At 59.9% G+C, this 26,290-nt stretch carries 21 protein-coding genes; all 21 read right to left on the bottom strand.

The window, feature by feature from the left end; genetic code table 11:
- Positions 1-21 precede the first annotated feature (21 nt).
- Entirely contained in the window at positions 22-1,833 is a 1,812-nt protein-coding gene (locus M516_RS0110025) for a S9 family peptidase (RefSeq protein WP_029099003.1), read from the bottom strand.
- A 66-nt stretch (positions 1,834-1,899) separates the two neighbouring features.
- The gene (locus tag M516_RS0110020; protein WP_029099002.1) at positions 1,900-3,534 is read right to left on the bottom strand and encodes a peptide ABC transporter substrate-binding protein; all 1,635 of its coding nucleotides are present in this window, start codon (positions 3,532-3,534) and stop codon (positions 1,900-1,902) included.
- A 120-nt stretch (positions 3,535-3,654) separates the two neighbouring features.
- On the bottom strand, positions 3,655-4,107 hold the full coding sequence (locus tag M516_RS0110015; RefSeq protein WP_238550958.1) for an Lrp/AsnC family transcriptional regulator: 453 nt from the start codon (positions 4,105-4,107) through the stop codon (positions 3,655-3,657).
- Between the two features lie 259 nt (positions 4,108-4,366).
- Positions 4,367-6,502 (bottom strand): polyribonucleotide nucleotidyltransferase, encoded by a 2,136-nt coding sequence (gene pnp / locus M516_RS0110010; RefSeq protein WP_029099000.1) that lies wholly within the window; start codon positions 6,500-6,502, stop codon positions 4,367-4,369.
- Positions 6,503-6,763: 261 nt separating this feature from the next.
- Complete coding sequence (gene rpsO, locus M516_RS0110005; RefSeq protein ID WP_029098999.1) at positions 6,764-7,033, bottom strand: 30S ribosomal protein S15; 270 nt, start codon at positions 7,031-7,033, stop codon at positions 6,764-6,766.
- Positions 7,034-7,167: 134 nt separating this feature from the next.
- Positions 7,168-8,109 (bottom strand): bifunctional riboflavin kinase/FAD synthetase, encoded by a 942-nt coding sequence (locus tag M516_RS0110000; RefSeq protein WP_029098998.1) that lies wholly within the window; start codon positions 8,107-8,109, stop codon positions 7,168-7,170.
- 2 nt (positions 8,110-8,111) lie between these two features.
- A complete protein-coding gene (gene truB / locus M516_RS0109995; RefSeq protein ID WP_029098997.1) occupies positions 8,112-9,041 on the bottom strand; it encodes a tRNA pseudouridine(55) synthase TruB in 930 nt (309 codons plus the stop codon).
- On the bottom strand, positions 9,034-10,029 hold the full coding sequence (locus M516_RS0109990) for a DHH family phosphoesterase (protein ID WP_029098996.1): 996 nt from the start codon (positions 10,027-10,029) through the stop codon (positions 9,034-9,036). The genes truB and M516_RS0109990 overlap by 8 nt, the downstream gene beginning before the upstream one ends.
- On the bottom strand, positions 10,022-10,393 hold the full coding sequence (gene rbfA, locus M516_RS0109985) for a 30S ribosome-binding factor RbfA (protein WP_029098995.1): 372 nt from the start codon (positions 10,391-10,393) through the stop codon (positions 10,022-10,024). Before rbfA ends, M516_RS0109990 begins: the two co-directional genes overlap by 8 nt.
- 20 nt (positions 10,394-10,413) lie before the next feature.
- Positions 10,414-10,695 carry a DUF503 domain-containing protein gene (locus M516_RS0109980; protein WP_029098994.1) on the bottom strand — a complete coding sequence of 94 codons (282 nt, stop codon included), beginning with the start codon at positions 10,693-10,695 and terminating at the stop codon, positions 10,414-10,416.
- Positions 10,695-13,139, bottom strand: a complete 2,445-nt coding sequence (gene infB, locus M516_RS0109975; protein WP_029098993.1) for a translation initiation factor IF-2 — start codon at positions 13,137-13,139, stop codon at positions 10,695-10,697. Before infB ends, M516_RS0109980 begins: the two co-directional genes overlap by 1 nt.
- Before the next feature lie 21 nt (positions 13,140-13,160).
- Complete coding sequence (locus M516_RS0109970; protein WP_029098992.1) at positions 13,161-13,460, bottom strand: YlxQ family RNA-binding protein; 300 nt, start codon at positions 13,458-13,460, stop codon at positions 13,161-13,163.
- Positions 13,457-13,747, bottom strand: a complete 291-nt coding sequence (gene rnpM, locus M516_RS0109965; RefSeq protein WP_029098991.1) for an RNase P modulator RnpM — start codon at positions 13,745-13,747, stop codon at positions 13,457-13,459. The genes M516_RS0109970 and rnpM overlap by 4 nt, the downstream gene beginning before the upstream one ends.
- A 2-nt stretch (positions 13,748-13,749) precedes the next feature.
- Positions 13,750-14,835, bottom strand: a complete 1,086-nt coding sequence (gene nusA / locus M516_RS0109960) for a transcription termination factor NusA (protein ID WP_029098990.1) — start codon at positions 14,833-14,835, stop codon at positions 13,750-13,752.
- A 41-nt stretch (positions 14,836-14,876) separates the two neighbouring features.
- The gene (rimP, locus tag M516_RS0109955; RefSeq protein WP_029098989.1) at positions 14,877-15,335 is read right to left on the bottom strand and encodes a ribosome maturation factor RimP; all 459 of its coding nucleotides are present in this window, start codon (positions 15,333-15,335) and stop codon (positions 14,877-14,879) included.
- 189 nt (positions 15,336-15,524) lie between these two features.
- The gene (locus M516_RS0109950) at positions 15,525-19,835 is read right to left on the bottom strand and encodes a PolC-type DNA polymerase III (protein WP_029098988.1); all 4,311 of its coding nucleotides are present in this window, start codon (positions 19,833-19,835) and stop codon (positions 15,525-15,527) included.
- Positions 19,836-19,958: 123 nt separating this feature from the next.
- Complete coding sequence (locus M516_RS0109945; protein ID WP_029098987.1) at positions 19,959-21,704, bottom strand: proline--tRNA ligase; 1,746 nt, start codon at positions 21,702-21,704, stop codon at positions 19,959-19,961.
- 165 nt (positions 21,705-21,869) lie between these two features.
- Positions 21,870-22,952 (bottom strand): flavodoxin-dependent (E)-4-hydroxy-3-methylbut-2-enyl-diphosphate synthase, encoded by a 1,083-nt coding sequence (ispG, locus tag M516_RS0109940; protein ID WP_029098986.1) that lies wholly within the window; start codon positions 22,950-22,952, stop codon positions 21,870-21,872.
- Between the two features lie 37 nt (positions 22,953-22,989).
- Positions 22,990-24,258 carry an RIP metalloprotease RseP gene (gene rseP / locus M516_RS0109935; protein WP_029098985.1) on the bottom strand — a complete coding sequence of 423 codons (1,269 nt, stop codon included), beginning with the start codon at positions 24,256-24,258 and terminating at the stop codon, positions 22,990-22,992.
- A gap of 39 nt (positions 24,259-24,297) precedes the next feature.
- Entirely contained in the window at positions 24,298-25,452 is a 1,155-nt protein-coding gene (locus M516_RS0109930; protein WP_029098984.1) for a 1-deoxy-D-xylulose-5-phosphate reductoisomerase, read from the bottom strand.
- A 41-nt stretch (positions 25,453-25,493) separates the two neighbouring features.
- On the bottom strand, positions 25,494-26,279 hold the full coding sequence (locus M516_RS0109925; RefSeq protein ID WP_029098983.1) for a phosphatidate cytidylyltransferase: 786 nt from the start codon (positions 26,277-26,279) through the stop codon (positions 25,494-25,496).
- Positions 26,280-26,290: the final 11 nt, after the last annotated feature.

The following is a 26,290-nucleotide window of genomic DNA, read 5'->3' as shown; positions in this document are numbered from 1 at the left end:
CTCGGCTTTTCCTCACGGGAATCACCCTTCCTTTGCGTTAATCCATGCTTGTCGCAGGTGCTGGCCAAAGAACTGCGCGATGCGCCGATTCATCGCCATGTGGTTTTCCAGCTTTTCCGTCTGATGTCCCTCGTCCTCAAATACGACCAGTTCCACGTGCTGTTGACGGCTCTTCATGTCCGCGACCAACTGCTCCGCCTCGCTCACGGGCACGCGGGTGTCGTTTCGGCCGTGAAAGACGAGGAGCGGCACCCGTATCTTGTGAGCGTGGCGCAGCGGCGCGATCTCCGCGAAGAAATCGGCGTGATCGCTCAGGCTGCCGTACTCGGCCTCGCGCAGCTTCCGGCGCCATGGTCCGGTGTTGGCAAGGAAGCTGCGGAAGTCCGAGATGCCGACGATATCGACGCCCGCGGCCCACAAGTCGGGATAGCGGGTCAAGGCGGCCAGCACCATAAATCCGCCGTAACTGCGCCCCATGATGCCGATCCTGGTCGGATCGACGGCGGGGAGGGCGGCGAGATCCCTGACCAGCCAGGCCAGGTCCGCGACCGCATCCATTCGCTTGCGGCCGTCGTCCAGTTGGACGTATTCCCTGCCATACCCCATGCTCCCACGGACGTTGGGGGCCACGACGATAAAGCCTTCACTGACGAGATACTGAAGAACCGGATGAAACTCGGCGCGAATCTGGCTCTCCGGCCCGCCGTGGACGTAGACGACGACCGGCCGCCTGCGGGAATCGGCTTCGTCTCCGTAAAAGAAATACGGCACGTCCAGACCGTCAAACGAGCGATAGGTGCGAATCTTCGGTTCTTTCCACAAATGCTCGATCTGCTCCGCTCTTCCGAAAAAGGTCAGCCTGCACAGTTCCTGCCGCGAAACGGTGTAACGCCACACGTCGCCGGGGAGCGTGGGACTTTTGAGACAAAAGATCAGTGTGTCTGGATCAAGCCAGGAGAGGGAATCGACCACGCCTGCGGGGAGCCCCTCCACCCGCTGAAACGACTTCTCCGTCACGCTGTACAGGCACAGGGCGAAGATCCCCCCTTCGTTCACCGTGAACGCCAGATGCTGTTCGTCGACGGACGGCATTGCCTCCACGATGTCCCAGCGGGGAACGTGGACGAGCGTCTCCAGCGCGCCGTCCGCCAGTGAGAAGCGGCACAGCGCCATCGTGTTCCTCCCCTGATCGGTCACGAGCCACCCGCCCCGACCGTCTTTTGCAAGCCGGGCCGACCGATACCGCGCCGGCCGATCATCCCCGCACAGACGGCGTGCCGTCTGCCGCTTCAGGTCGATCAGGTACAGGCGGTTGTCAATGTTGGTCTCCTGCAGGCTGACCAGCAGGTTGTCGCCATCCGGGTGCCAGCCGATCGGCTCCAATCGCCCGTCGCACGTGTAGACCCGCTCGATGTTCTTCGTCTCCACGTCCTGCACAAAGAGGTCGAAGCAGCCCGGATCACGCCGGTTGCTGGACCAGGCCACCCGTTTTCCGCACGGCGACCAGCCGCCCACGCAGTGAAAATGATCCGGCGAAACGGCCAGCTCTTCGACGGAAGCGTCGTCGTTGTTCAGAAGGTACAACTGCTGTTTTTCGTTCCCCCTGCAGTCCATGCCGACCACTGTATAGGTGCCGGATGGCGAGTGGCTCACCTCCATCACCCGGTCGGGCAGGTTGATCGCCATGTCCGCGCCCGCTTCCGTCCACGTCCACAGTTGGGGAATTCCCGTCCGTTTGGAGAGGAAGGTAAACGACCGCCGCCCGGGGACGGCCTGCGGCTGATACGCGGAGTCCACCCGCAAAAAGGCGAGCAGCTTTTCCGTTGGCTCCATGGCCTCTGCTCCTTTCGCTCCGATATTGGCAAGGCTGGGGGCGTGGCCGCCGTTTTCGCCCGCGCGTCACTGCCCGCGGGTCGCCCACCGCGCGATCGGATACCCGTTCGGCGGGAAATAGAGTCCGTGGATATCCGGTTTCACGAGGTAATTCTGCATGTAAAAGTAGACCGGGATGAACGGCATCTCGTCCATCAGAATGTCTTCCGCGCTGTGCAGCAAGTCGTTTCGCTTTTGCGGGTCCTGTTCGACCTTGGCCGCGGCCATCAAGCTGTCGTACTCTGTGTTGACCCAGCCCGTCCGGTTGTTGGGGCTGTCTCCCAGGTAATAATCCAGGCTGAACGACGGGTCCACGACAGCGGGCAGCCAGCCCATCCGCGCCATCTGGTAGTTCTTTTGCTTGGTCGTGTCGAGGTATACCTTCCACTCCTGGTTCTGCAGCTTCAGTTCGACGCCCAGGTTCTTGCTGATCATTTCCTGTACCGCTTGGGCGATCTTCTTGTGATTTTCGGCCGTATTGTACATCAGCGTCGTCTCCGGGAAGGACGTCCATCCCTCTTCTTTCATCCCTTCTTCCAGCAAGCGCTTCGCTTCCTGCGGATCGTACGCAAAATATGCGGGCTTTTCTTTGCGGAAGTCGCTTCCCGTCGCGGTGACCACTCCATCGGGCACCATCGCATACGCCGGCGTTTCCCCGCCCATGCTCACGCTCTCGGTGATCAGCTTGCGGTCCAGCGCCATGGCAAACGCCTTGCGGATCTTTTTGTTGGTAAACGGCGGCTGTTCGACGTTAAACATGTACATGTACGTCCCAAAATTGGGCTTGTTGACGAAATCCGGATTGTTCTTTTCCTTTTCGATCACCTCGGTCGGCAGGTCCTGAATCACATCCAGCTCGCCGCTCTTGTACATTTGATAGTACGTGGTGGCTTCGTTCACCATTTTCCAGGTCACCTTGGGCATGCTGACGTCGGCCTTGTTCCAGTAGTGTTCGTTTTTCTCAATCGTGACGGAGGAATCGTGATTCCACTCGGTCAAGGCATAGGCGCCGTTGGACACGTACGTCTTGGCATCTCCGGCCCAGTTCGGGTTGGCCTCCGCCACTTTTTTGTTGATCGGAGTGTAGTAACGGGTCGCCAACAGTTTCGGGAAATAGCTGATCGGCGCCACCAGATCGATCTGCAGCGTCTTGTCATCCAGCGCCTTGACTCCTACCTCCTCCGCCTTGCCCGTTCCCTTGTTAAACGCTTCCGCCCCTTTTATGTAGTAAAGCTGGAAGGCGGTCGTGGAACCGAACGCAGGGTCGAGATGCGTCAGGAACGAATAGACAAAGTCTTCCGCCGTGACCGGGTCGCCGTTCGACCATTTGGCCTCGTCGCGCAGGGTAAACGTGTACCGTTTCCCATTCTCCGTTATTTGTACGTCTTTCGCGGCCGCCAATACCGGCTCACCGTTTTGGTTCGTCCAGTACAATCCCTCAAACAACTGGTCGATGATCCAGAACGACGTGGTGTCCGTCGACTTCAGCGGATTCAGGTCGGGCGGTTCGGACTTGGCGTTGAAGACGATTTCCTGTTGGTTCCCTTCGCCGGACTTGTTCGCCTGTGCCAGATCCGCGGCTCCGGAGCCCCCTCCCGTGCATCCTGACAGCGCCGGCAGCGCGAGGACGAGCGCCAGGCCGAGTGTCGCGAGCTTTTTCATGGGTATCTCTCCCCTCTCCCTACGAGTTGACCGGTTTGCATGGATAACCGGAATCCGACCTTCCCCGCCATCCGCGGCTTTCGCGCGCGGACGGCCGAGACGCCGCAGTGCTTGTCCCCTTTACATGTAGGAGAACGTGTTCTTGTACACCTCCAGTTGAACGATCAGGTTGACCTTGGCAATCTCCTCGATGCTGCCCAACTTGTGTTTGACAAAATCAGTCAGCTCTTCGTGATGGCGCACATGCACCTGAATCAGCAGTTGGTAGTCCCCGGACGTCAGCGTGACGTAGCGGACTTCTCGACATCGGCTGATCTGTTCCATCACGTTTTGCAGATGCCGGTGCTCCACCCGCAGTTGGATGATGGCGCCGATCTTGAGCCCGAGGGAGATGGGATTGACCACGCCCACGACGCTGATCATGTCGTTTTCCTTCAAATTGTTGTACCTCGCGCGAACGGTTTTTTCCGTGACGCCCAACTGTCCCGCCATCTCGGAGAACGGCATTCGACCGTCTCTCGACAGCAGTTGGATGATCCCCAGGTCCAGTTCGTCAAGCATGTGGCTCACCACTCTGCACGCCCCTATCTGCAAACATCTGGTTGCTACCGTTTCCGGTATTCGCTTCGTCCGGCAAAACGCGAATGAGTAGTTGATGGTGATTTCAGTACCGGATTCGGTAATATGCTGACAGAATAAATGAATATTGCGAGTTGTACAACAATTTTATGTCGACAAATTCCGCCCCCTGTTGGAGGGACGGGGATGGAGAAAAAGAAAAAGCTTCCGTACGCGAAGATACCTTCGAGTGACGAAGCCTTTTGCTTGAAAGTTATTCTGCTTTGGCCGCCGCGCGCTGTGCCGCCTGTTCCTTCAGCACGGCCTTGCGGGACAGGTTGATCCGGCCCTGATCGTCAATTTCCGTAACCTTGACGAGCACCTTGTCGCCGATGGAGACGACATCTTCGGTTTTGGCGACCCGCTCTTCCGCCAGTTGGGAGATGTGGCAGAGCCCTTCCTTGCCGGCGAAGAGTTCGATGAACGCCCCGTATTTTTCCACGCGCTTCACGGTGCCCAGATAGGTCTGGCCAACGGTTACCTCGCGCACCAGGTCCTCAATGATCTGTTTCGCGCGCAGGTTGGCTTCCTGGTCAACCGAGGCGATGTAGATGCGGCCGTCTTGTTCGATGTCGATTTTGACGCCCGTTTCGTCGATGATCTTGTTGATGACGCGTCCTTGGGGACCGATCACCTCGCGGATCTTGTCCGGATTGATCTGCATCGTAATAATTTTCGGCGCGTACGGAGAAAGCTGCGGCCGCGGTGCGGAGATCGTCTCCATCATGTGCTTCAGGATCACGAGCCGTCCTTCGCGCGCCTGTTCCAGCGCCTGCTGCAGGATCTCCCGGTTGATGCCGGAAATCTTGATGTCCATCTGGATGGCGGTAACCCCTTTTTCAGTGCCGGCCACTTTGAAGTCCATGTCGCCAAGGTGGTCTTCCATGCCCTGGATGTCGGTCAGGATGGAGAAGGTCTTGCCGTCCTTGCCCATGATCAGCCCCATCGCGATACCGGCAACCGGCGCCTTGATCGGCACGCCCGCATCCATCAGAGCCAGTACGCTGGCGCAAATGGACGCCTGGGAGGTGGAACCGTTTGATTCGATGACCTCGGAGACAAGCCGGATGGTATACGGGAACTCGCTCTCGGACGGGATGATCGGTTCGATGGCCCTCTCGCCAAGCGCCCCGTGTCCGATTTCGCGGCGTCCCGGTGCCCGCAGCGGTCGCGCTTCCCCTACGCTGTACGGCGGGAAGTTGTAGTGGTGCATGAAGCGTTTGGACTCTTCCAGACCCAAGCCGTCCAGAATCTGCACATCACCCAGCGCGCCGAGCGTGCATACGCTGAGGGCTTGCGTTTGGCCCCGCGTGAACAGCCCGGAACCGTGCGTGCGCGCCAGCAGGCCCACTTCGCTGGACAGCGGGCGGATTTCGTTGAGAGCCCGTCCGTCCGGCCGGATTTTCTCCTCCGTGATCAGGCGGCGCACTTCTTCCTTGACGATGTTGTGCAGCACCTCGTTGATCATCGATTCCTGTTCCGGATACGTCTCCGGATCGAGCTCGGCGAAATGCTGACGCGTTTCCTCCTTGATCGCGTCGATGGCGTCGTAGCGCGCCTGTTTCTCCTCGATGCGGATCGCTTCCTTCAACCGGGCTTCAGCATAGCTGCGGACGGCCTGGTCGATTTCCGGATCCACTTCATGCAGCACGACTTCCATTTTTTCCTTGCCGATCTCGGCGACGATCTGATCCTGGAATTTGACCAGTTCCTTGATGACCTCGTGGCCGGTCATGATCGCTTCCAGCATCACTTCTTCCGGCACCTGGTCGGCTCCCGCCTCCACCATGTTGATGGCGTCGCGCGTTCCGGCCACGACCAGGTGAATGTCGCTCTTTTCCATCTGCTCGACGGTCGGGTTGATCACGAACTGGCCGTCGACGCGCCCGACGATCACGCCGGCAATGGGGCCGTTAAAGGGAATTTCCGAGACGCACAGCGCAGCCGACGTACCGATCATGGCGGCGATCTCCGGCGAGCAGTCCTGGTCGACGGACAGCACCGTGTTTACCACCTGGACTTCGTTGCGGAACCCTTCGGGAAACAGCGGACGGATCGGACGGTCAATCAGGCGGCTGGCCAAAATCGCCTTTTCGCTGGGACGTCCCTCCCGCTTGATAAAGCCTCCGGGAATTTTCCCGACTGCGTACAGCCGCTCCTCGTAGTTGACGGTCAGCGGGAAAAAGTCGATCGGCTTTGCTTCCTTGGACACCGTCACGGCGGAGAGAATCGCCGTATCGCCGTACCGAACCAGAACCGAACCTTGCGCCTGCTTGGCCATCTTGCCGAATTCCAGCGTCAGTTTGCGGCCTGCCAGGTCAAAGTCGTATGTACGGTATTGTTGCTCCATGTTGCTAGCAGTCCTCCTTCACGACTTAGTACACGTACACAATCTTTTTTCTACCTATATGTATTATTTCCTGCCTGTTTGAAAATTAAATGGCTCGCTGTGGCAGATGCAAGGAGAAAAAGAGCAGATTCTGCCTGAGCCCGCCCGGCGCAGCAGCTTTTCCGAGAGGAGGCTTGTCTCCCGGTCTTCGGCCACCCCGCCGGCGGAAAGAGGCGCAGACAGCAGAAAAAGCGGGATGAACCCGCTTTCCAACTGATGTCATTAGCGACGCAGACCGAGACGGTCAATCAGTACGCGATAACGCTGAATGTCCGTTTCTTTCAGGTAGTTCAACAGATTGCGGCGCTGACCAACCATCTTCAGCAGACCACGACGGCTGTGGTGGTCTTTCTTGTGCGTGCGCAGATGCTCGTTCAAGTTGTTGATGTTCTCGGTCAGGATAGCGATCTGAACTTCCGGAGAACCGGTGTCGTTCTCATGCGTACGGAACTCTTGAATCAGTTGAGCTTTGCGTTCTTGAGACAGTGCCATCATGACTCACCTCCCTCTTGTCTATCCCCGTCAGCCGAGTCTGCCGCCGGTGAGTGTCGGACAGCCAAGCTGCGGTTATCTGTACAACGTTTTGAATTATAGCATACCGCTCATGGAAAAGCAAAGAAAAAGATTTACACGTTCGCCTCGGCAAACTTCCGCTTGGCGTATTCCACGTCCTCCCGGATTTGCGCGATCAGCGCGTCCACGCCGGAGAATTTTTGCTCGTCGCGGATGAAGAACAGAAACTCCACTTCCACTTCTTTTCCGTACAGGTCTCCCTGGAAGTCAAAAATGTGCACTTCCAGCGACTTCTCCTTCTTCTCCAGCTCAAACGTCGGCTTGATGCCCACGTTCATCACGCCGCGGTAGCTTTGGCCGTCCACGCTGAAGCGGACGCCGTACACCCCGTTTTTCCCGATCAGATACGGCCGGGACACGCGCACGTTGGCCGTAGGGAAGCCGATCGTGCGGCCGCGCTTGTCGCCGTGGACGACCACGCCCCTGATCTTGTACGGCCGTCCGAGCAGAAGGCGGGTCTGCTCCACGTCGCCATGGTGCAGATACTCGCGGATAATCGTGCTGCTCACTTTTTCGCCCAGCCGGTTGACCGGCCCGATGATGTCGACGCCGTACCGTCCCTCGCTCGCCGCCAGCAGCGTTTGCGCCGTACCCATGCCGCGGTAGCCAAACGTGTAGTCGAACCCGACGACCACGTGGCGGCAGTTGAGCGGCAGCAGGCATTCGGCGATGAAGTCCTCCGGGTAGACGGCCGCGAAGGCGATGTCAAAACGGATGACGTAGGTCAGATCTACGCCCATCTTCTCCAGTTGTTCCAGCTTGTCCGCCAGCGGGGTGAGATACTGGCTGTACCCGGTCTGCCCCAGCACCTCGCGCGGATGGGGATCGAAGGTCATGACCGCGCTTTTCCATCCGTTCGCCTTGGCCGTGTCGATCGCTTTTTGAATCACGCGCCGATGGCCGATATGTACGCCGTCAAAATACCCCAGGGCGATGGCGCAGGGGTCCGGCTGCAAATCCCGCGGCAGTGGATACGTCAAGGATATCGTTTTCACGCTTACACCTCGGTGGGAAAGACTTTTTCAGCCTTGGCAAAAAGACCTTTGGGGCCGCGGCAGACGCGGTGAATGCCCAGCAGTTGTTCTCCCGCGAACAGGCAGATCAGGCTGCCCTCTTCCGCCTTCACGCCGGGAAGGGCGGTGGACAGACCGTTCAGCACCGCTTTTATCCGCTCGGGCGGCACCTGGTACCTCGGCAGAAACGAGACCGCTTGCGACAAGGGGACCAGCCAGGGGGACAGCTCCTCTCCGCGCGCGCCCTTTTCTTCCAGCAGCTCCAGCGCCACGGCGTCCCGCTCCGAAAACGGGCCGCTTTTGACGCGCCTCAACTGCTTCATATGGGCAGGATACCCCAGAGCACGTCCCAGGTCAACACACAAGGTGCGCACATAGGTGCCTTTGGAACACGTGCAGGAAAAGAACACGTCCACGGCGTCGCCGTCCGGACGGATGTCGTGCAGGTCCAGCTCGTAGATCGTCACCCTGCGTGCAGGGCGCTCCACCACTTCGCCCTCTCTGGCCAGTTGGTACAGCCGTTTGCCGTTTACCTTGACGGCGGAGTACATCGGGGGGACCTGCTCGATCTCGCCCAGAAACTGGCGGAACACGCCATTCAGCCGCTCCGGCGTGATGGCTGCGGAGTCGACCGGCAGGTGTTCCACCAGTTCCCCGGCCGCGTCCTCGGTCGTGGTGGAGGAACCGAGGCGCATCACCACGTCGTAGCGCTTCGGGAGGTCCTGCAGGTATTCGACCAGGCGGGTGGCGTGTCCCAGACAGACGGGCAGCACGCCGGTCACGTCCGGGTCCAGGGTGCCGGCATGGCCCACCTTTTTCGTGCGAAACAGGCGGCGGATGCGGGCCACACAGTCGTGGGAGGTCATTCCGGCCGGCTTGTCCAGCACCACGACGCCATGCCACTTGCTACTCATCCGCGCTCACTCCCAACGCCTGCCCCAGGGCGTTCCACACCCGTTCCTGCGCCTCCGCCAGCGTCCCGCGAAGCGTGCAGCCCGCCGCTTTGGCGTGGCCGCCGCCTCCCAGTTCCTTGGCGATCTGCGACACGTCCACGCGGCTGCGGGCCCGCAGGCTCACCTTCACCGCCCCCGGCTCCGCTTCCACAAACGACACGCCCACTTCCACACCTTCGATGTTGCGGCAGTAATTCACCAGTCCCCCGGCATCCTCCCGATCTGCTCCCACATCCTCCAAATCCTGCAGGCTGACGGAAACGGATGCCACCTGGCCGCGATGGGACACGCGCAGCGACTGCAGCGCCTGCCGGAGCAGTTTGACGTGGGACAGCGTGATGACTTCGAGGCACCGCTCCGCCACGTCGCCCGGATTGACACCGTACCGCAGCAGGCGGGCGGCGATTTCCATGACGTGCGGCGACGTGTTGGAGTAGCGGAAGCCGCCCGTGTCGGTCAAGAGTCCCGTGTAGATGCAGAGCGCGAAGTCTTCCGTGATCGGCAGCCCGGCCGCTTCGTTCAGGTCGAACAGGATCTCCGCGGTGGCGGCCGCGTCGGTGCGGATGACGTTTACCGCACCGAAGGCGTCGTTGGTGGGATGGTGGTCGATATTGAGCAGGACGGAGTCGGGGGCAAACAGATGATTCACGTCGCCCATCCGCGACGCGTCGGCGCAATCGACCGCGATCACCGCGGAAAAGGTTTCGCCGGGCGAAGCTTGCGAAAGATTGCAAATCCGCTCAAAACGGGGCAAAAATGAAAATTTGTCCGGCGTGCCGCCCTCGTTGGCGAGCAGGTACGATTTTCCCAACTGTTCCAGCATCGCGGCCACCGCCAGTGTCGAACCGGTCGCATCCCCGTCCGGGTTGACGTGGGAGAGAATCAGGAAGCGGTCGTGTTCCCGCATGAACCGGGCCGCTTCCTCCAAGGCACGGCGATAATCACTCATCCTGTTTGTCTCCTTTGGCACCTTCTGTGGAGATTTCGCGGAGAATCGATTCGATCCGGTTCCCGTAATCGATCGATTCGTCCAGTTTAAACACGAAATCGGGCACGTGGCGCAGCTTTACGCGCCGGCCGATCTCCGTGCGCAGGTAGCCCTTTGCCTTTTGCAGCCCGGCCAGGGACGCCTTGCGCTGTTCGTCGTCGCCGAAAATGCTGACGAACACCTTGGCCAACTGGAGATCGCTGGTCACTTCCACATCCGTTACCGTGACAAAGCCGATGCGCGGGTCCTTGAGGCCGCGCTGCAGGAGGAGGCTCAGTTCTTTCTTGATCTCCTCGCCCACCCGGCTCATCCTCGTTTTGTTCATGTCTGTCACCTCCGCTGGCGTTAGTCGTAGTATTCCGTATCGGCGCGGATCAACTCCACGCCGGGATGGTTTTCCACCAGACGGACAGCCGCCTGGATTTGTTCCTGCAAAAACGACCATTCATTAGCAACGGCAGCGATACCCAGTACGGCACGCTGCCACTGCTCCTGACAGGCCACCTCCGCCGTGGAGACGTTGAAGCGGCTCCGCAGCTTGCCGAGAATGCTCTTGACGATGGCCCGTTTCTCTTTTAGGTTGCGGCAGGCGGGCAGAAACAGTTCAATCCGCGCCCCCGCCAGCATTACTGCTTCACTTCCTCCATGATGAAGGCTTCGATCACGTCTCCCACCTTGATGTCCTGGAAGCGCTCCAGGGTCAAGCCGCACTCGTAGCCGCTCATCACTTCGCGGACGTCATCCTTGAAGCGCTTGAGCGTATCCAGCTTGCCTTCGTAGATGACCACGCCCTCGCGAATCAACCGGGCGCCGGCATCGCGGGTCAGCTTGCCTTCGGTGACGTAGCAGCCGGCGATGTTGCCCACTTTGGAAACCTTGAAGACCTCGCGGATTTCCGCCTGGCCGATGATGGTCTCCTTGTAGACCGGATCCAGCATGCCTTTCAGCGCCTGCTCGATCTCGTCGATCACGTTGTAGATGACGCGGTGCAGGCGAATGTCGATCTTCTCCTGTTCGGCCATGTTGCGGGCGTTTGGCTCAGGACGCACGTTGAAGCCGATCACGATCGCGTTGGACGCGTTGGCCAGCGTGATGTCGGACTCGGTAATCGCCCCTACGCCGGTGTGAATGATCTTGACGCGCGTGCCGTTCACATTGATCTTCTCGAGCGCGCCGCGGAGCGCTTCTACGGAACCCTGCACATCCGCCTTCACGATCAGGTTGAGCTCTTTCACGTCGCCCTCCTGAATGTGCTGGAACAGATCGTCCAGGGACACGCGCGTGTTGGCGCGCCGTTCCGATTCGCGCTGCTTGGCCGCGCGCGCTTCGCCGATGGCGCGGGCCTTTTTCTCGTCTTCGAAGACCATGAACTGGTCGCCCGCCTGCGGCACGTCATTCAGACCGGTGATCTCCACCGGCGTGGACGGTCCCGCTTCTTTCAGACGGCGTCCCTTGTCGTTTACCATCGCGCGGACGCGGCCGTAGGTGCTGCCGACGACGATCGGATCCCCTACTTTAAGCGTACCGTGCTGCACAAGGACAGTTGCCACCGGTCCGCGTCCCTTGTCCAGCTCCGCCTCGACGACGGTACCGCGGGCGCGTTTGTTCGGGTTGGCTTTCAGCTCCTGCACCTCGGCAACGAGCAGGATGTACTCCAGCAGCTCCTCGAGGCCGATGCGCTGTTTCGCGGAGATCGGGCAGAAAATGGTGTCGCCGCCCCACTCTTCGGCCACCAGTCCGTACTCGGTCAGTTCCTGCTTGATCCGGTCGACGTTTGCCTCCGGCTTGTCGACTTTGTTGACGGCGACGATGATCGGCACATTGGCCGCCTTCGCGTGGTTGATCGCCTCCACGGTTTGCGGCATGACGCCGTCGTCCGCGGCTACGACGAGAATCGTGATGTCGGTGATTTGGGCGCCGCGGGCACGCATCGTGGTGAACGCCGCGTGGCCGGGGGTGTCCAGGAAGGTGATCTTCTTCCCTTTGACTTCCACCTGGTACGCGCCGATGTGCTGGGTGATGCCGCCTGCTTCACCCGCTACGACGTTGGTGGAGCGGATGGCGTCCAACAGGGTGGTCTTCCCGTGGTCGACGTGACCCATGATGGTGACGACCGGCGGACGTTCCACCAGATCGGCCGGGTTATCCACCTCTTCGATCGTCTCGAAGTTGGTTTCGTCGATGACGATCTTCTCTTCCACCTCGACGTTGTACTCGGAGCAGATCAGCTCGATGGCGTCGCGGTCGAGATCCTGGTTAATCGTGGCCATGATGCCCAAATTAAACAACTTTTTGATGATTTCCGCCGGTTCCCTGCGCAGTTTTTTCGCCAGTTCGGCGACGGTAAGGGACTCGGTGAAGGTAATTTTGGACGGCGGTTCCGGCATCGGGCGCTGCTGCTGTTCGCGATGACCCTGACGGCGGTTGTCCTGCCGTTTGCTGCCGCCCTTGAACGGCTGGTTCTTTTTGTTCTCGTCGAATGTCTTCTTGCCGCCCGGTCCTTTTTTGATCTTTTCCCGCTTCTCCAGGGAAACCTTGGGCGGGATTTTTACCTTGTCCTCGAAATCGTCGCCTGCGCGCGGATCGTCGTGTTCATTGACCGTCGGCTCTTGTTGGGTAACCTGCTGCTTGCGATCAAACGGTTTTGCGGATTGGCTTTTCATATCGCTCGGTTTTCTCTCCTGATTCTTCCCCTGATTTTTGCCTTGATACGGACGCTGCTGGTCGGAACGCTGGCCGCCGCCCTGACGGCTGCCGCCGCGATCAGACGGACGTTCGTTGCGGCGCTGCTGCTGTTGCTGCTGCGGCTTTTGCTGCCCTTTCGACTCCTCCGTCCGCTTCTTGTCGCCCGGCTGTTTGGGCTTCGCTTCCGCCTGTCCGGCGGACCGCTGCTGTTCCGGCTTGCCGCCGGCCCGCAGCTTGGCAAGGTGATCCTCAATTTTTTTGATCGTCGCTTCGTCCATGATACTCATATGATTTGCCACTTCTATGTTCAACCGCTTTAGCAAATTGAGGATTTCCTTGCTGCTCATGTTGTGCTGTTTGGCGTATTCATACACTCGAGTCTTCAAGTGATCTTCACCCCTTCTGAATTAGGTGAGCAGGCGCAGCATGCTGTCCGCCAGCTTCCCGTCCGTAACCGCGACGGTGACACGCCCGTCCTTGCCGATAGCGTGCCCCAGCGCGTACCGGTCGCCGGCCGTCACGCACGGAACGCCGTAATAGGCGCACTTGTCGCGTACCTTCTTGGCCGTGTTGGCGGAGGCGTCGGCCGCGAGCAGCACCAGCTTGGCCTGACCGGTCCGCACTGCCTGCACGACCAGCTCCTCGCCGGCAATCACCTTGCGTGCACGCATGGCCAACCCCAGCAATTGCGCTGCCTTGGGGATCATTGTCCCATCATCTCCAGCCATTTTTCACGGAACGCGTCGTATTTTTCCTGGGTGATGGACATGTTCAGTGCGCGTTCCAGCACTTTTTTCCACTTGCCCGAAGCAAACGTGTCCGGCTTCAGACAGCTTTCCTGACGGCACACGTACGCCCCGCGCCCGGCTGCTTTGCCGGTCGGATCGATGATGATCTCTTCGTCCGGGGTCCGCACGACGCGCACCAGTTCTTTTTTTGGAAACATTTCCTGACACACGATGCATTTCCGCAAAGGAATTTTCTTTTGCTTCATGGCTATTCGATGTCAGCCCCCTCATCGCCCGCTTTCGGATAGGCGATGCCTTCCTGTTCAGCCTGCGTCTCGCTCTTGATGTCGATCTTCCAGCCGGTCAGCTTGGCCGCGAGACGGGCGTTTTGCCCGCGCTTGCCGATCGCCAGCGACAACTGGTAATCCGGTACGATGACGCGGGTCACTTTTTCCGGCGCGTTTACCTCCACGTGCAGCACCTTGGCCGGGCTGAGCGCGTTGGCCACGTATTCCGCGGGATCTTCCGACCAGCGCACGATGTCGATCTTTTCGCCCTTCAACTCGTTGACGATGGTCTGCACGCGCATTCCCTTCGGCCCGACGCAGGCGCCTACCGGGTCGACGTCGGGATTGATCGAATGGACGGCGATCTTGGAGCGGTCTCCGGCTTCGCGGGCGACGGATTTGATCTCCACCACGCCGTCGTAGATTTCCGGCACTTCCAGTTCAAACAGCCGTTTCAACAGGCCGGGATGCGTGCGGGACACGACGATCTGCGGCCCTTTGGTCGTCTTTTCCACCTTGATGATGTAGGCTTTCACCCGATCCTGGGGCTTGAAGTCGTCGGTCGGCATCTTCTCCGTGATCGGCATGACCGCCTCCGCCTTGCCCAGGTCGATGTAGTAGTTGCGGGCATCCATCCGCTGGACCACGCCGGTGATGATGTCGTCCTCCCGCTCGATGAACTCGCTGTAGATCAGCCCGCGCTCCGCTTCGCGAATGCGCTGGGTCACCACCTGCTTCGCCGTCTGGGCGGCGATGCGGCCAAAGTCACGGGGCGTCACTTCGATCTCGACGATGTCATCCAGCCGGAAATTGGGATCGATCTCCTGCGCCCCTTCCAGGGAAATCTCCAGACGCGGGTCGAGCACTTCTTCCACGACCGTCTTGCGGGCAAACACACGCACCTGGCCGGTGTGGCGATTCACGTCTACGCGGACGTTCTGCGCCGAATTGAAATTCCGTTTGTATCCGGAAATGAGGGCCGCTTCGATGGCCTCGATCAACACGTCTTTGGAGATTCCTTTTTCTCTCTCAATGGCTTCCAATGCCTCGATAAAATCGGCGTTCATGATTTTCGTTGCCTCCTCCTTTACAAGCACACCCCGCGGAATTAAAAGACGATGGCCATCCGGGCCGCGTCGATTTGGTCCAGGGAAATGACGTACGTTTTTTTCGCTTCCTTCACTGTCAGCCTGCCGTCCTCAAAGGATACCAGTTCGCCTTCGAACACGGTAGATCCTTCCAGCGGCTCCTTGGTCACGATATGTACGTGCCTGCCGACAGCCTTGCGAAAATCGCTTTCCTTGCGCAGCGGACGCTCCGCTCCCGGTGACGACACCTCCAGGAAGTACGCGGTGGGAATCGGGTCCACCTCGTCCAGCCGCTGGCTCAGCCGCTCGCTGACAAGGCCGCAGTCATCGATGTCGATGTTCCCGGTTTCATTGTCGATGAACACGCGGAGAAACCAGTTGCTGCCTTCTTTCTTGTACTCGATGTCAACCAGTTCCAGACCCAGTTCGTCGAGAATGGGCGTAACCAGGTCGGTGACAATGTCTGTTACCTTGCTCAAGCAAGTACCTCCTTGTCGTTTCAAGCATGGGGTTCGGCCAGAAAGAAAGAGTGGGTTTCCCCACTCTCGCTCTGCGTGCGTATAACCAGTATTTCCAAAAAAATTATAGCATAACAGCCTGTCGTTGACAACCGGGTGTTGCCCGGAAACCCGACAGGCCGTCTCTGGTCCGCTCCCCGTCCGCCGTCGTCAGAACAGCGAGAGCTGATTGGATTCCGGCAGCCCCTGAAGGGCTCCCTGCTCCTCCAGGTATTCCAGGATGCTCTTGGAAATCCGGGCGCGGGTCAAGAGGTCTTCCTTGGAGAGGAACTCTCCTTCCTCCCGCGCCTTGACGATGCTGATTGCCGCGTTGGTTCCCAGACCGGGCAGGGCGTTGAACGGAGCGATCAGGCTGTTGCCGTCGATCAGGAATTTGGTCGCGTCCGAGCGGTAGAGGTCGACGTTGGCGAAGCGGAAGCCGCGCTCCACCATCTCCAGCGCCATTTCCAGCACGGTCAAAAGGGCCTTCTCCTTGGGCTGCGCCTCGTGTCCCTTTTCTTCGATCTCCTCGATTTTTTGCCGGATCGCCGACGAGCCCTTGACCATCAGCGGAATGTCGAAGTCGTCCGCCCGCACAGTGAAGTAGGTGGCGTAAAACTCCAGCGGATAATGCACCTTGAAGTAGGCGATCCGCACGGCCATCATCACGTAGGCGGTGGCGTGCGCCTTCGGGAACATGTACTTGATCTTCTGGCAGGACTCGATGTACCATTCCGGCACGTTGTTTCGGCGCATTTCCTCCTGGTCTTCCTCGGGAACGCCTTTTCCTTTCCGCACCGACTCCATGATCTTGAAGGCGCGGGACGGTTCCAGCCCCTTGTAGATCAGGTACACCATGATGTCGTCGCGGCACCCGATAACCTCGGACAGCTTGCACGTGCCGCTGCGGATCAAGTCCTGCGCGTTGTTCAGCCAGACGTCCGTTCCGTGGGAGAGACCGGAGATCTGCACCAGCTCGGCAAACGTGGTCGGCTTGGTGTCCTCCAGCATCTGCCGCACGAATTTGGTGCCGAACTCGGGAATGCCCAGCGTCCCCAGATTGGTGCGAATCTGCTCCGGCGTGACGCCCAGCGCCTCGGTCGAGCTGAAGATGGACATCGTCGCCTTGTCGTCCAGCGGGATCGTCTTCGGGTCGATGCCGGTCAAATCCTGCAGCATGCGGATCACGGTCGGGTCGTCGTGGCCGAGAATGTCCAGCTTCAACAGGTTGTCGTGGATGGAGTGGAAGTCGAAATGCGTCGTCCGCCACTCCGATTCGCTGTCGTCCGCCGGGTACTGGATCGGACAAAAATCCTCGATCTCCATGTAGTCAGGCACCACGATGATCCCGCCCGGGTGTTGGCCGGTGGTCCGCTTGACGCCCGTGCAGCCGTTTACCAGCCGGGCGATTTCCGCGTTTCGCAGCGTCAGGCCGCGCTCGTCCGCGTATTTGCGCACGTAGCCGTAGGCCGTCTTTTCCGCCACCGTGCCGATCGTCCCCGCGCGGTAGACGTTGTCCACGCCGAACAGCTCCTGAGTGTACTTGTGCGCGCGCGGCTGGTACTCGCCCGAGAAGTTCAGGTCGATATCGGGGACCTTGTCCCCTTTGAAGCCGAGGAACGTCTCGAAAGGAATGTCCTGCCCGTCTTTGGCCAGCTTGTGCCCGCAGACGGGGCAGTCCTTGTCCGGCAGGTCGAAACCGGAACCGATCGAGCCGTCCGTGATGAACTCGCTGTGCTTGCAGTTCGGACAGCGGTAGTGCGGCGGCAGCGGATTGACCTCGGTGATCTCGGCCATGGTGGCCACGAACGAGGAGCCGACGGAACCGCGGGACCCTACGAGATAGCCGTCCGCCAGCGACTTGGTCACCAGCCGCTGGGAGATCAGGTAAATCACGCCGAACCCGTGCGTGATGATGCTGTTCAGCTCTTTTTCCAGGCGCTTCTCCACGATCTCCGGCAGCGGATCGCCGTACAGCTTCTTCGCCTTGTCGTAGCACATCTGGCGCAGCTCGTCATCCGCCCCCTCGATGATCGGCGTGTACAGCCGGTCCGGAATCGGACTGACGTCCTCGATCATGTCGGCGATCGCGTTGGGTGCGGTCACCACCACTTCGCGGGCGGTCTCCTCGCCGAGGTGGGCAAACGCCTCCAGCATTTCGTCCGTGGTGCGCAGATAGAGCGGCGGCTGGTTGCCCGCGTCGGGGGAGCCTTGCGACAGCAAAAAGACGTCGCGGAAGATGTCGTCCTGCGGGTTGAGAAAGTGGACGTCCCCCGTCGCCACCACCGGCTTGCCCAGTTCCTTTCCGATTTCGACGATCAACTGGTGGTAGCCCTTCATCGTCTCCAGCGAGGGAATCTCCTCATTGCGCAGCAGCGGCGTGTAGTGATCCAGCGGCTGCAGTTCAAGAAAATCGTAGAAGGCGGCCACTTCTTTCAGCTCGTCCCGCGACTTCCCGCGCAGGATCGCCTGCATCAGCTCGCCCTCCTTGCAGGCCGTGCCGATCAAAAGTCCGTCGCGGTACTTGACGAGCTGGCTGCGCTGGATGCGGGGGACGCGGAAAAACGTCTCCACGTGGGAGCGGCTCACCAGTTTGTACAGGTTTTTCAACCCGGCCTTGGTCTTGACCAACAGGGTGGCATGGAACGGGCGGCCGCTCTTGTAATCGGCCTCCGCGTTGCTCCGCTCGTTCAGATCCGCCAGGGTTTTGATCTCCGCCTCCCGGATGTCTTTCAGCATGTACTGGAAGACGTGGGCCAGCGCCACGGTGTCATCCAGCGCGCGGTGGGCGTTGATCAGCTCCACGTTGAACTTCTTCGCCAGCGTTCCCAGGCGGTAGTTGCGCATGCCCTTGTAGAGCAGGCGGGCCAGCGGCAGCGTGTCCAGGATGGGGTTGTTCCACGGTTCCATGCCGATCCGCTTGGCGCAGGCGTTAATGAACGCCTTGTCAAACTCCGCGTTGTGCGCCACGAGCACGGCGTCGCCGGTAAACTCCTTGAACCGGCGCAGAACCACGTCCAGCGTATCCTTGCCGCGCAGCATTTCGTTGGTAATCCCGGTAATTTCGGTCGTCTTGGGGCCGATCTCGATCTGTGGATCGATCAGCTCTGTCCACTTGTCGACGATCTCCGTGCCGCGCATCTTCACCGCCGCGATTTCGATAATCGTGTGCTCCGCCGCGTTGAGACCGGTCGTCTCCGTGTCGAATACGACGTACTCGGTGTTTTCGTCGATCGGCAGGTTGTTCTCCGGCGTCAGGTTGTAGACGATGTCCACGCCGTCTTCCACCACGTACGCCTCCATGCCGAGGATGCACTTGATGTTGTTCTTCTTGGCGACGCTGTACGCTTCCGGGAACGCCTGGACGACGCCGTGGTCGGTGATGGCGATCGCCTTGTGTCCCCACTTGGCCGCCGTGGAGATGAGCGACTTGACGGAGGCGACGGCGTCGAGCGCGCTCATCGGCGTATGGCAGTGCAGCTCCACCCGCTTTTCCTCGGCCGTATCTTTTCGCGCAACCTGTTCGATCTGGTTGATGTCGTTGGCCACCATCACCAGTTCCCGCAGGAAGGTGTCATGCTGGACGCTGCCGCGCACCTTCACCCACATGCCGTCCTTCAAGGCCTCCAGCATTTTGACGTCTTCCTTGTCGCGGGAGAAAATCTTGACTGTCAGCGAATCGGTGTAGTCGGTGATGTTGAACGTCAACAGATGGCGGCCGCTGCGCAGTTCCTTCAGCTCCGCGCCGAACACCGTGCCCTGGATGGTGACGCGCCGCTCTTCGTCCTGGATCTCGCGGATCGGCAGCGGCTCGTCCTTGATCTCGTACCCGATCATCAGCGTGGTCACCGCTTCTGTCTTGTCGCTCTCCTTGCTGTCCTTCTCCTGCTGGACCGCGCTCATGACCACTTCGATCAGCGCTCGCTCCTCTTCTTCACGCTGCTCCATGAACGCCTTGTACGCCTCGTCGCTCTCTTCGGCCAAAAACGTAAAGCGCGGCACGCAGGCCGTCACTTTTTCAAATGCGGCCACCAGTTCGCTGTCCGCTTTCTTCCGCTTGGCCATCTCGACCGCCATCTCCGTCGGCAGGTACACGGTTACGTTCTGCGCCTCCACCTGCCGCTTCGCCTGGCGCAGCGTGACCGCCAGCGAGTTGATCTTTTGCTCCAGATTCTCCAGCAGCACGTCCCAGTACTGGCTGACGGCCTGCTCCACGCTCGGCTGTTCGCGGTAGCGGAATCGGGCGTCCACTGTCGCCAGATGAGAAAAGCTCTGGGTCAGCCGGTGCATAAAGGCCTGATACATCTCTGCCGGCAGCAGCCGGGGCAGCGTGAAGGTAAACACCCACTCCTTGTTCTGCCGGTAGAGTTCCAATTTATCGATTTGTCCATCAAGAAAAAATCGCTCCACCCACTCTGCCGGCAGATCCAACTGCTTCACCAACAGCGAGAAGCGATGTTTTTGCTCTTCCAACCGATTCACGGTTCTCCACCTCAATCATGCCATCAGTACAAACATGTCCGGAAAAAACAGGGGGTACTCCCACGGTTCAACGGGAGTACCCCGATTTGATTCGACAAAATCAGCCGAATCCCTGCTTTCTTTTTACTTTTGGAACAGCTCCGCACCCGTCCGGTCGACGCGGGTCAGCAGGTCTTTCACGAAGGCGACCAGTTCGTCGCGTTTGACCTCGTGCGTTTCTCCGGTACGGCGGACGCGCACTTCGACGACGCCCTCCTGCGCGGCCCGGTCGGAAACGGTGATGCGCAGCGGCAGGCCGATCAGGTCGGCGTCCTTGAACTTCACGCCGGCGCGCTCCGGCCGATCGTCGTACAGCACCTCGATGCCGGCCGCCATCAGCGCTTCCGTGATCTGTTCACTCGCTTGACGCTGCTCGTCCACTTTGGTGTTGACCGGAATGACGTGGACGTGGAACGGCGCCACCGACACAGGCCAGATGATGCCGTTTTCGTCGTTGTTTTGCTCAATCACGGCGGCCAGGGTACGGGAGATGCCGATGCCGTAGCAGCCCATGATCATCGGCTGGCTGCGCCCGTTCTCATCGAGGAAGGTGGCGCCCATCGCCTGCGAGTACTTGGTGCCCAGTTTGAACACGTGGCCCACTTCCACGCCACGGGCAAACTTGATGACTCCGCCGCCGCGCGGGCACTCGTCTCCCTCCATGATGTTGCGCAGGTCGGCGTAACGGGAGACGGTAAAGTCCCGGGCCGGCTGCACATGGATGAGATGGTAGTCGGCTTCGTTGGCGCCCACGATTCCGTCGTAGACATCCTGCACGAAGTTGTCGGCGACGATTTCCGTTTTTTCGGCATCGAGGCCGACCGGCCCGACAAAGCCTGCCGGCGCGCCGCTGACCGCCAGCACCTCTTCTGCGGATGCAAGGCGGACCTGCGTCGCGTCGAACAGGTTTTTCAGCTTGACCTCGTTCAGCTCGTGGTCGCCGCGGACGAGCACCATCACCAGCTTGTCGTCGATCCGGTAGATCAGGCTCTTGATGATCCGGCTCGCGTCCACGCCGAGCGTTTCGGTCAGTTGGTCAATGGTTTTTACGCCGGGCGTGTGGATTTTCTCCATCGCGGGTGTTTCGCCGGCCGGTTTGGGGGCCGGCTTGTACACCACTTCCGCCTTTTCCAAATTGGCGGCGTAATCGCCCTCTTCCGAATAGGCGATCGTGTCTTCGCCGATGTCGCACAGCGCCATGAATTCGTACGTGCCTTTTCCGCCAATCGCCCCCGCGTCCGCTTCCACGGCGCGGAAGTTCAGACCGACGCGGGTGAAAATGCGGGTGTAGGCGTCAAACATCGCCTGGAAGTTTTTGTCCAGACCTTCCGGCGTGGTGTCAAACGAGTAGGCGTCCTTCATGATGAACTCGCGGCAGCGGATCAGACCGAAGCGCGGTCTGACCTCGTCGCGGAACTTCGTCTGAATCTGGTACAGGTTGATCGGCAGTTTCTTGTAGGAGTTGATTTCGTCCCGCACCAGGCTGGTAATCACTTCTTCATGCGTCGGACCAAGCGCAAACGAACGTTCGTGGCGGTCCTGCAGGCGCACCAGTTCCGGGCCATACACGTCCCAGCGGCCCGTCTGATGCCACAACTCCGCCGGCTGCATCGCCGGCATCAGCAGTTCCTGGGCCCCGGCGCGGTTCATCTCTTCGCGCACGATGGCCTGGATTTTCTGCAGGCTGCGGAGCGCCAGCGGCAGGTAGGTGTAAATCCCGGACGCCAACTGGCGGGCCATACCGGCCCGAAGCAGCAGCTTGTGGCTGGCAATCTCCGCATCCGCAGGCACTTCCCGCAGGGTGGGAATCAACATCTGACTTTGCTTCAACACACGCTTGTCCTCCTTCTTGCATGGCACGACTACGTCGACAATCTTTTTTCGGCAAACCAAACCCACGTGCCTGGGGAACCTCGCAGCGGGGGTGCTTCCTCCTCCCGCTTCGCGAGGAGCCGCCGCCATGCACGTGGGTTTGTCACCGGTTGCGGCTTGCTCTTATCCAACCATGGTAGATTTCCGCTCTTCCACCAATTCGTGAATCTCTTTCATCAGCTCTTCGAACAGTTCCGTTTCCTTCACTTTCCGCACAATCTCCCCGTTGCGGAAAATGAGCCCCTCGCCGTTACCGCCGGCGACGCCCACATCCGCTTCGCGCGCCTCGCCGGGACCGTTGACGGCGCATCCCATGACGGCGATTTTCAGCGGAACCTTCAGCGTGGAGACGGCATTCTCCACCTTGGTGGCCAGCCCGATCAGGTCAATCGCGCAGCGTCCGCACGACGGGCAGGCAATGACCACCGGGTCGTTGTTGACAATGTCCAGGCTGCGGAGAATCTGCTTCGCCACCTTGATCTCCTCGACCGGGTCAGCCGTCAGCGAGACGCGAATCGTATCTCCGATGCCCATCGCCAGCACGGTGCCGATGCCGACCGCCGACTTGATGCTGCCGGAGAACTGGGTCCCCGCTTCCGTCACGCCGACGTGAAGCGGGTAGTTGCGCTTCTCGGCCATCAGCGAATAGGTCTGGATCATCGTCGGCACGTCGGACGACTTCAGGGAGATGACGATGTTGTCGTAGTTCAGGTCTTCCAGAATGTGGACGTGGTCCATGGCGCTCTCCACGATCGCTTCCGGCGACGGGTACCCGTACTTCTCCAACAGCCGTTTTTCCACGGAACCGGAGTTGACGCCGATACGAATCGGAACGTTTCGCTCCCGGCACGCCTCGACGACCGCTTTCGTTTTTTCCTTGGAGCCGATGTTGCCGGGGTTGATGCGGATCTTGTCGATGCCGCTTTCCAATGCGATCAGCGCCAGGCGGTAGTCAAAATGGATGTCGGCGACGAGCGGAAGCGGGGAGCGTTCCTTGATCGCCTTGATGGCGCGCGCCGCGTCTTCGTTGATCACCGCCAGGCGGACGATTTGGCAGCCGGCTTCATACAGCCGCTGGATCTGTGCCAGCGTGGCTTCCACGTCGCGGGTGTCCGCCGTCGTCATCGACTGGATCACGACGCTTTTTTGTCCGCCGATCTGTACGCCTCCAACAAAAACCGGTTTCGTCTCCTCGCGCTTGTACATAGAGCACCATCCTTTTGTTTGTGTCGGTGATTACGCGTCACTGCAAAAACAAGCGTTGCAAATCGTTCCAGGTCACGACCAGGATCAACAGCATCAGGAAGGCGAAGCCGAGGAAATGCACCATGCCTTCCTTGTGCGGGTCGACCGGCCGGCCGCGCAGTGCTTCCACCAGCAAAAACGCCAGCCGTCCTCCGTCCAGCGCCGGCAGCGGCAGCAGGTTAAACAAGCCCAGGTTGATGGAGAGCACCGCCGCCCACTTCAACAGGACCGCCAATCCCTGCTGGGCGAATTCGCCCGTCATCTTGAAGATCCCCACCGGTCCGCTCAGATCGTTCAACCCGACGGCGCCGGTAAACAGCATGCCCAGGCTTTTCAGGATCATCGCGGTAAACTCGTACGTGGAGAGGGCTCCGTACTTCAGCACCTCGCCAGGCGCGTACGTCAGCGTCTGCGTCACCATGATCTTGCCGACGTTGTTGTCGTTGAAGATCCGGACTTTCGCGCTTTTGCGCTGTCCGTTCCGCTCGATTTCAAAGACCAGTTCCTTGCCGGGAGACTGGCTGACGATCTGCACGATCTCCTTCCACGAAGAGACCGGCTGCCCCTGAATGGCGATCACCCTGTCCCCTTCCATCAGGCCGGCCTGGGCGGCGGGGCCGCCGGGCCTCACTTCGCCGAGGTACGGCACATTGCTGGGGACCCCGTAGGACAGTCCGATCACGACAAACAGGACGAAGGCGAGCAAAAAGTTGGCCGCCGGACCGGCAAAGATGGCCCAGAAGCGCTGCATGACCGTCTTTCCCTTGAACTGCCGGTTGTAGGGCGCAATCTGCACCTCCTGGCCGTCCTTGACCAGGTGGGCCTGCGGGTGTACGGAGAACGTCCGCTCCTCCCCGTCCACGTCCAGGGTGAGCGTCAGTTGGTGTTCCAAATCAAAGCGGACGATCGTTCCGGTCACGCTTCCTCTGCCACCGCTGTCCGTTCTGTCCAGCAGAATGCGCGTCACTTTTCCCACTGCATCGCGTTCCACGCTCACTTCCATGTGCGGCTTGAGGATATCCAGCTCCGGATCTTCACCGGCCATGCGCACCAATCCCCCGATCGGCAGCAAGCGCAGTGTGTATTCCGTTTCTCCCCGTTTTATGCTGAAGATTTTCGGCCCCATGCCCAGCGCAAACTCCCGGCAGAGGATGCCGGCCCGCTTGGCCAGCAGGAAATGGCCCAATTCATGCACAAACACGAGTACGCCAAACACGATGATGATCGCGAGAATCGATTCGACTGAATCCAGGTTGGGAAAAGGCAAGGGAGAAGCCACCTTTCATTGCGTTATCGTCAAGCTCCATTATCGCGCAGACAGGGCTAGCGCCTGATTGCGTGCCCACTCGTCGGCAGCCATGATCTCCTCCAGGGACGGCTGGCTGATTCCTTGGTGGATTTCGCAGGTTTCCCGCACGATGCGTTCAATGTCCAGGAAGCCGATCTCGCCCTGGAGGAAGCGCGCAACGGCTACCTCGTTGGCCGCGTTCAGGACGGCGGGATGGGTGCCGCCTTGTTTTCCGCATTCATATGCCAATTGTAACAGAGGATAACGGTCAAAATCCATCGGCGCAAAATGCAGGGTTCCGCACTTCACCAGATCAAGCGGCTCCGTCATCAGCGGCATGCGCTTCGGGTAGCTGAGCGCGTACTGAATCGGAACGCGCATGTCCGGGGTGCCCAGTTGAGCCATGACAGCCCGGTCCTTATATTCTACCATAGAGTGAATGATGCTTTCATAGTGCAGGATGCAGTCGATCTGTTCGTACGGCATGTCGAACAGCCAATGGGCTTCGATCACTTCGAATCCTTTGTTCATCATGCTGGCGGAATCAATGGTGATCTTGGCGCCCATGCTCCAGTTGGGGTGGTTCAGCGCTTCGGCGACGGTCACGTGGGCCAGTTCCTCCCGGCTCAAGTGGCGGAACGAGCCGCCGGAAGCCGTCAGGATAATCCGGGCCACGTCCTCCCGGCGCTCCCCTTGGAGCGATTGAAACACGGCGGAGTGCTCGCTGTCCACCGGGATGATTGGCACTCCCCGTTCGCGCGCGGCTTTCATGACGAGGTGACCGGCGCTTACGAGCGTCTCCTTGTTGGCCAGTCCGATCGCTTTCCCCGCCTCGATGGCGGCCAGCGTAGGCGCGACTCCTACGCTGCCGACCACGGCCGTCATGACGAAATCGGCGTCCGGATGGCGGGCGGCCAGCTCCAATCCGGCCGTTCCGCAGACGATCTCCGGACGATGGGCGCTGCCGAGGCGCTCCCGCAGTTCGCCCGCCGCTTTTTCGCTGCCGACGGACACCAGCTCGGGCCGGAATTGCTTCACCTGCTCCGCAAGCCGTTCCATATTGTTCCCTGCCGCCAGGGCCACTATCGAAAACTCCTCCGGATGCTGGGCCACCACGTCCAACGTACTCATGCCGATCGACCCGGTAGAGCCCAAGAGCGTTATGCGTTTCAATCGTTTCACCCTCTATATCTCTTTCTATATGGCGTTCGCATTTAGACGATACCCAGCAGATACAAGACGGGAAAGACCATGATCCAACTGTCGCAGCGGTCGAGGACTCCGCCGTGGCCGGGCAGGATGCGGCCGGAGTCCTTGACGCCAAAGTGGCGTTTGATCGCCGATTCCACCAGATCGCCCAACTGTCCGGCCACTGCCGCCACCAGGGCAATCGCCACAGCCTGTCCGAGGGGGAGATGCCCAAAAGCGGCGTTGACGCCCAGCACGACCGCCACCGCAGCGAGCAGTCCGCCAAACGACCCCTCTACGGTTTTATTTGGACTGATGGCCGGCCAGAGCTTTCGCCTGCCCACGGCCTTGCCGATGAAATAGGCACCGGAATCAGACGCCCAGATGCCCAGGATGACCAGCACCGTCAGCATCAAGCCGTCCGGGAGGTTGCGCACGGCCGCCATGTATGTAAAACCGTAGCCTATGTATAACGCCCCTATCAGCGTAAGGGCGGCGTGTTCAATGTGAAACTGATTTTTCCGCAGAACGGAATAAACCAGCAGCAGCAGCGTGACAGGCAGCACCAAATCCGGTATCACAACACCGGTCCCGGCCGAAAAGGAGAGAGCCGGCCAGACGATGCTGACCATCAACGCGTAAGCGAGCATACCCGCCGCGCTGAACGGCCGCAGTCCCGCCATCCGCAAAAATTCAAAAAGGCCCATGACGGCCAAAAACAACACCAGTAATGAATACCACACGTTCCCCAGATAGACGAGGAACAGGAAGGTTGCCCCACCAATGAGGCCCGTGATTATCCGCTGCTTCAACTGATTCCACC

Source organism: Brevibacillus thermoruber 423 (genome assembly GCF_000454065.1).
Taxonomy (GTDB): domain Bacteria; phylum Bacillota; class Bacilli; order Brevibacillales; family Brevibacillaceae; genus Brevibacillus; species Brevibacillus thermoruber.
Note: the sequence above shows the minus strand (reverse complement) of the source record. Positions and strands in the feature narration are given on the sequence as shown.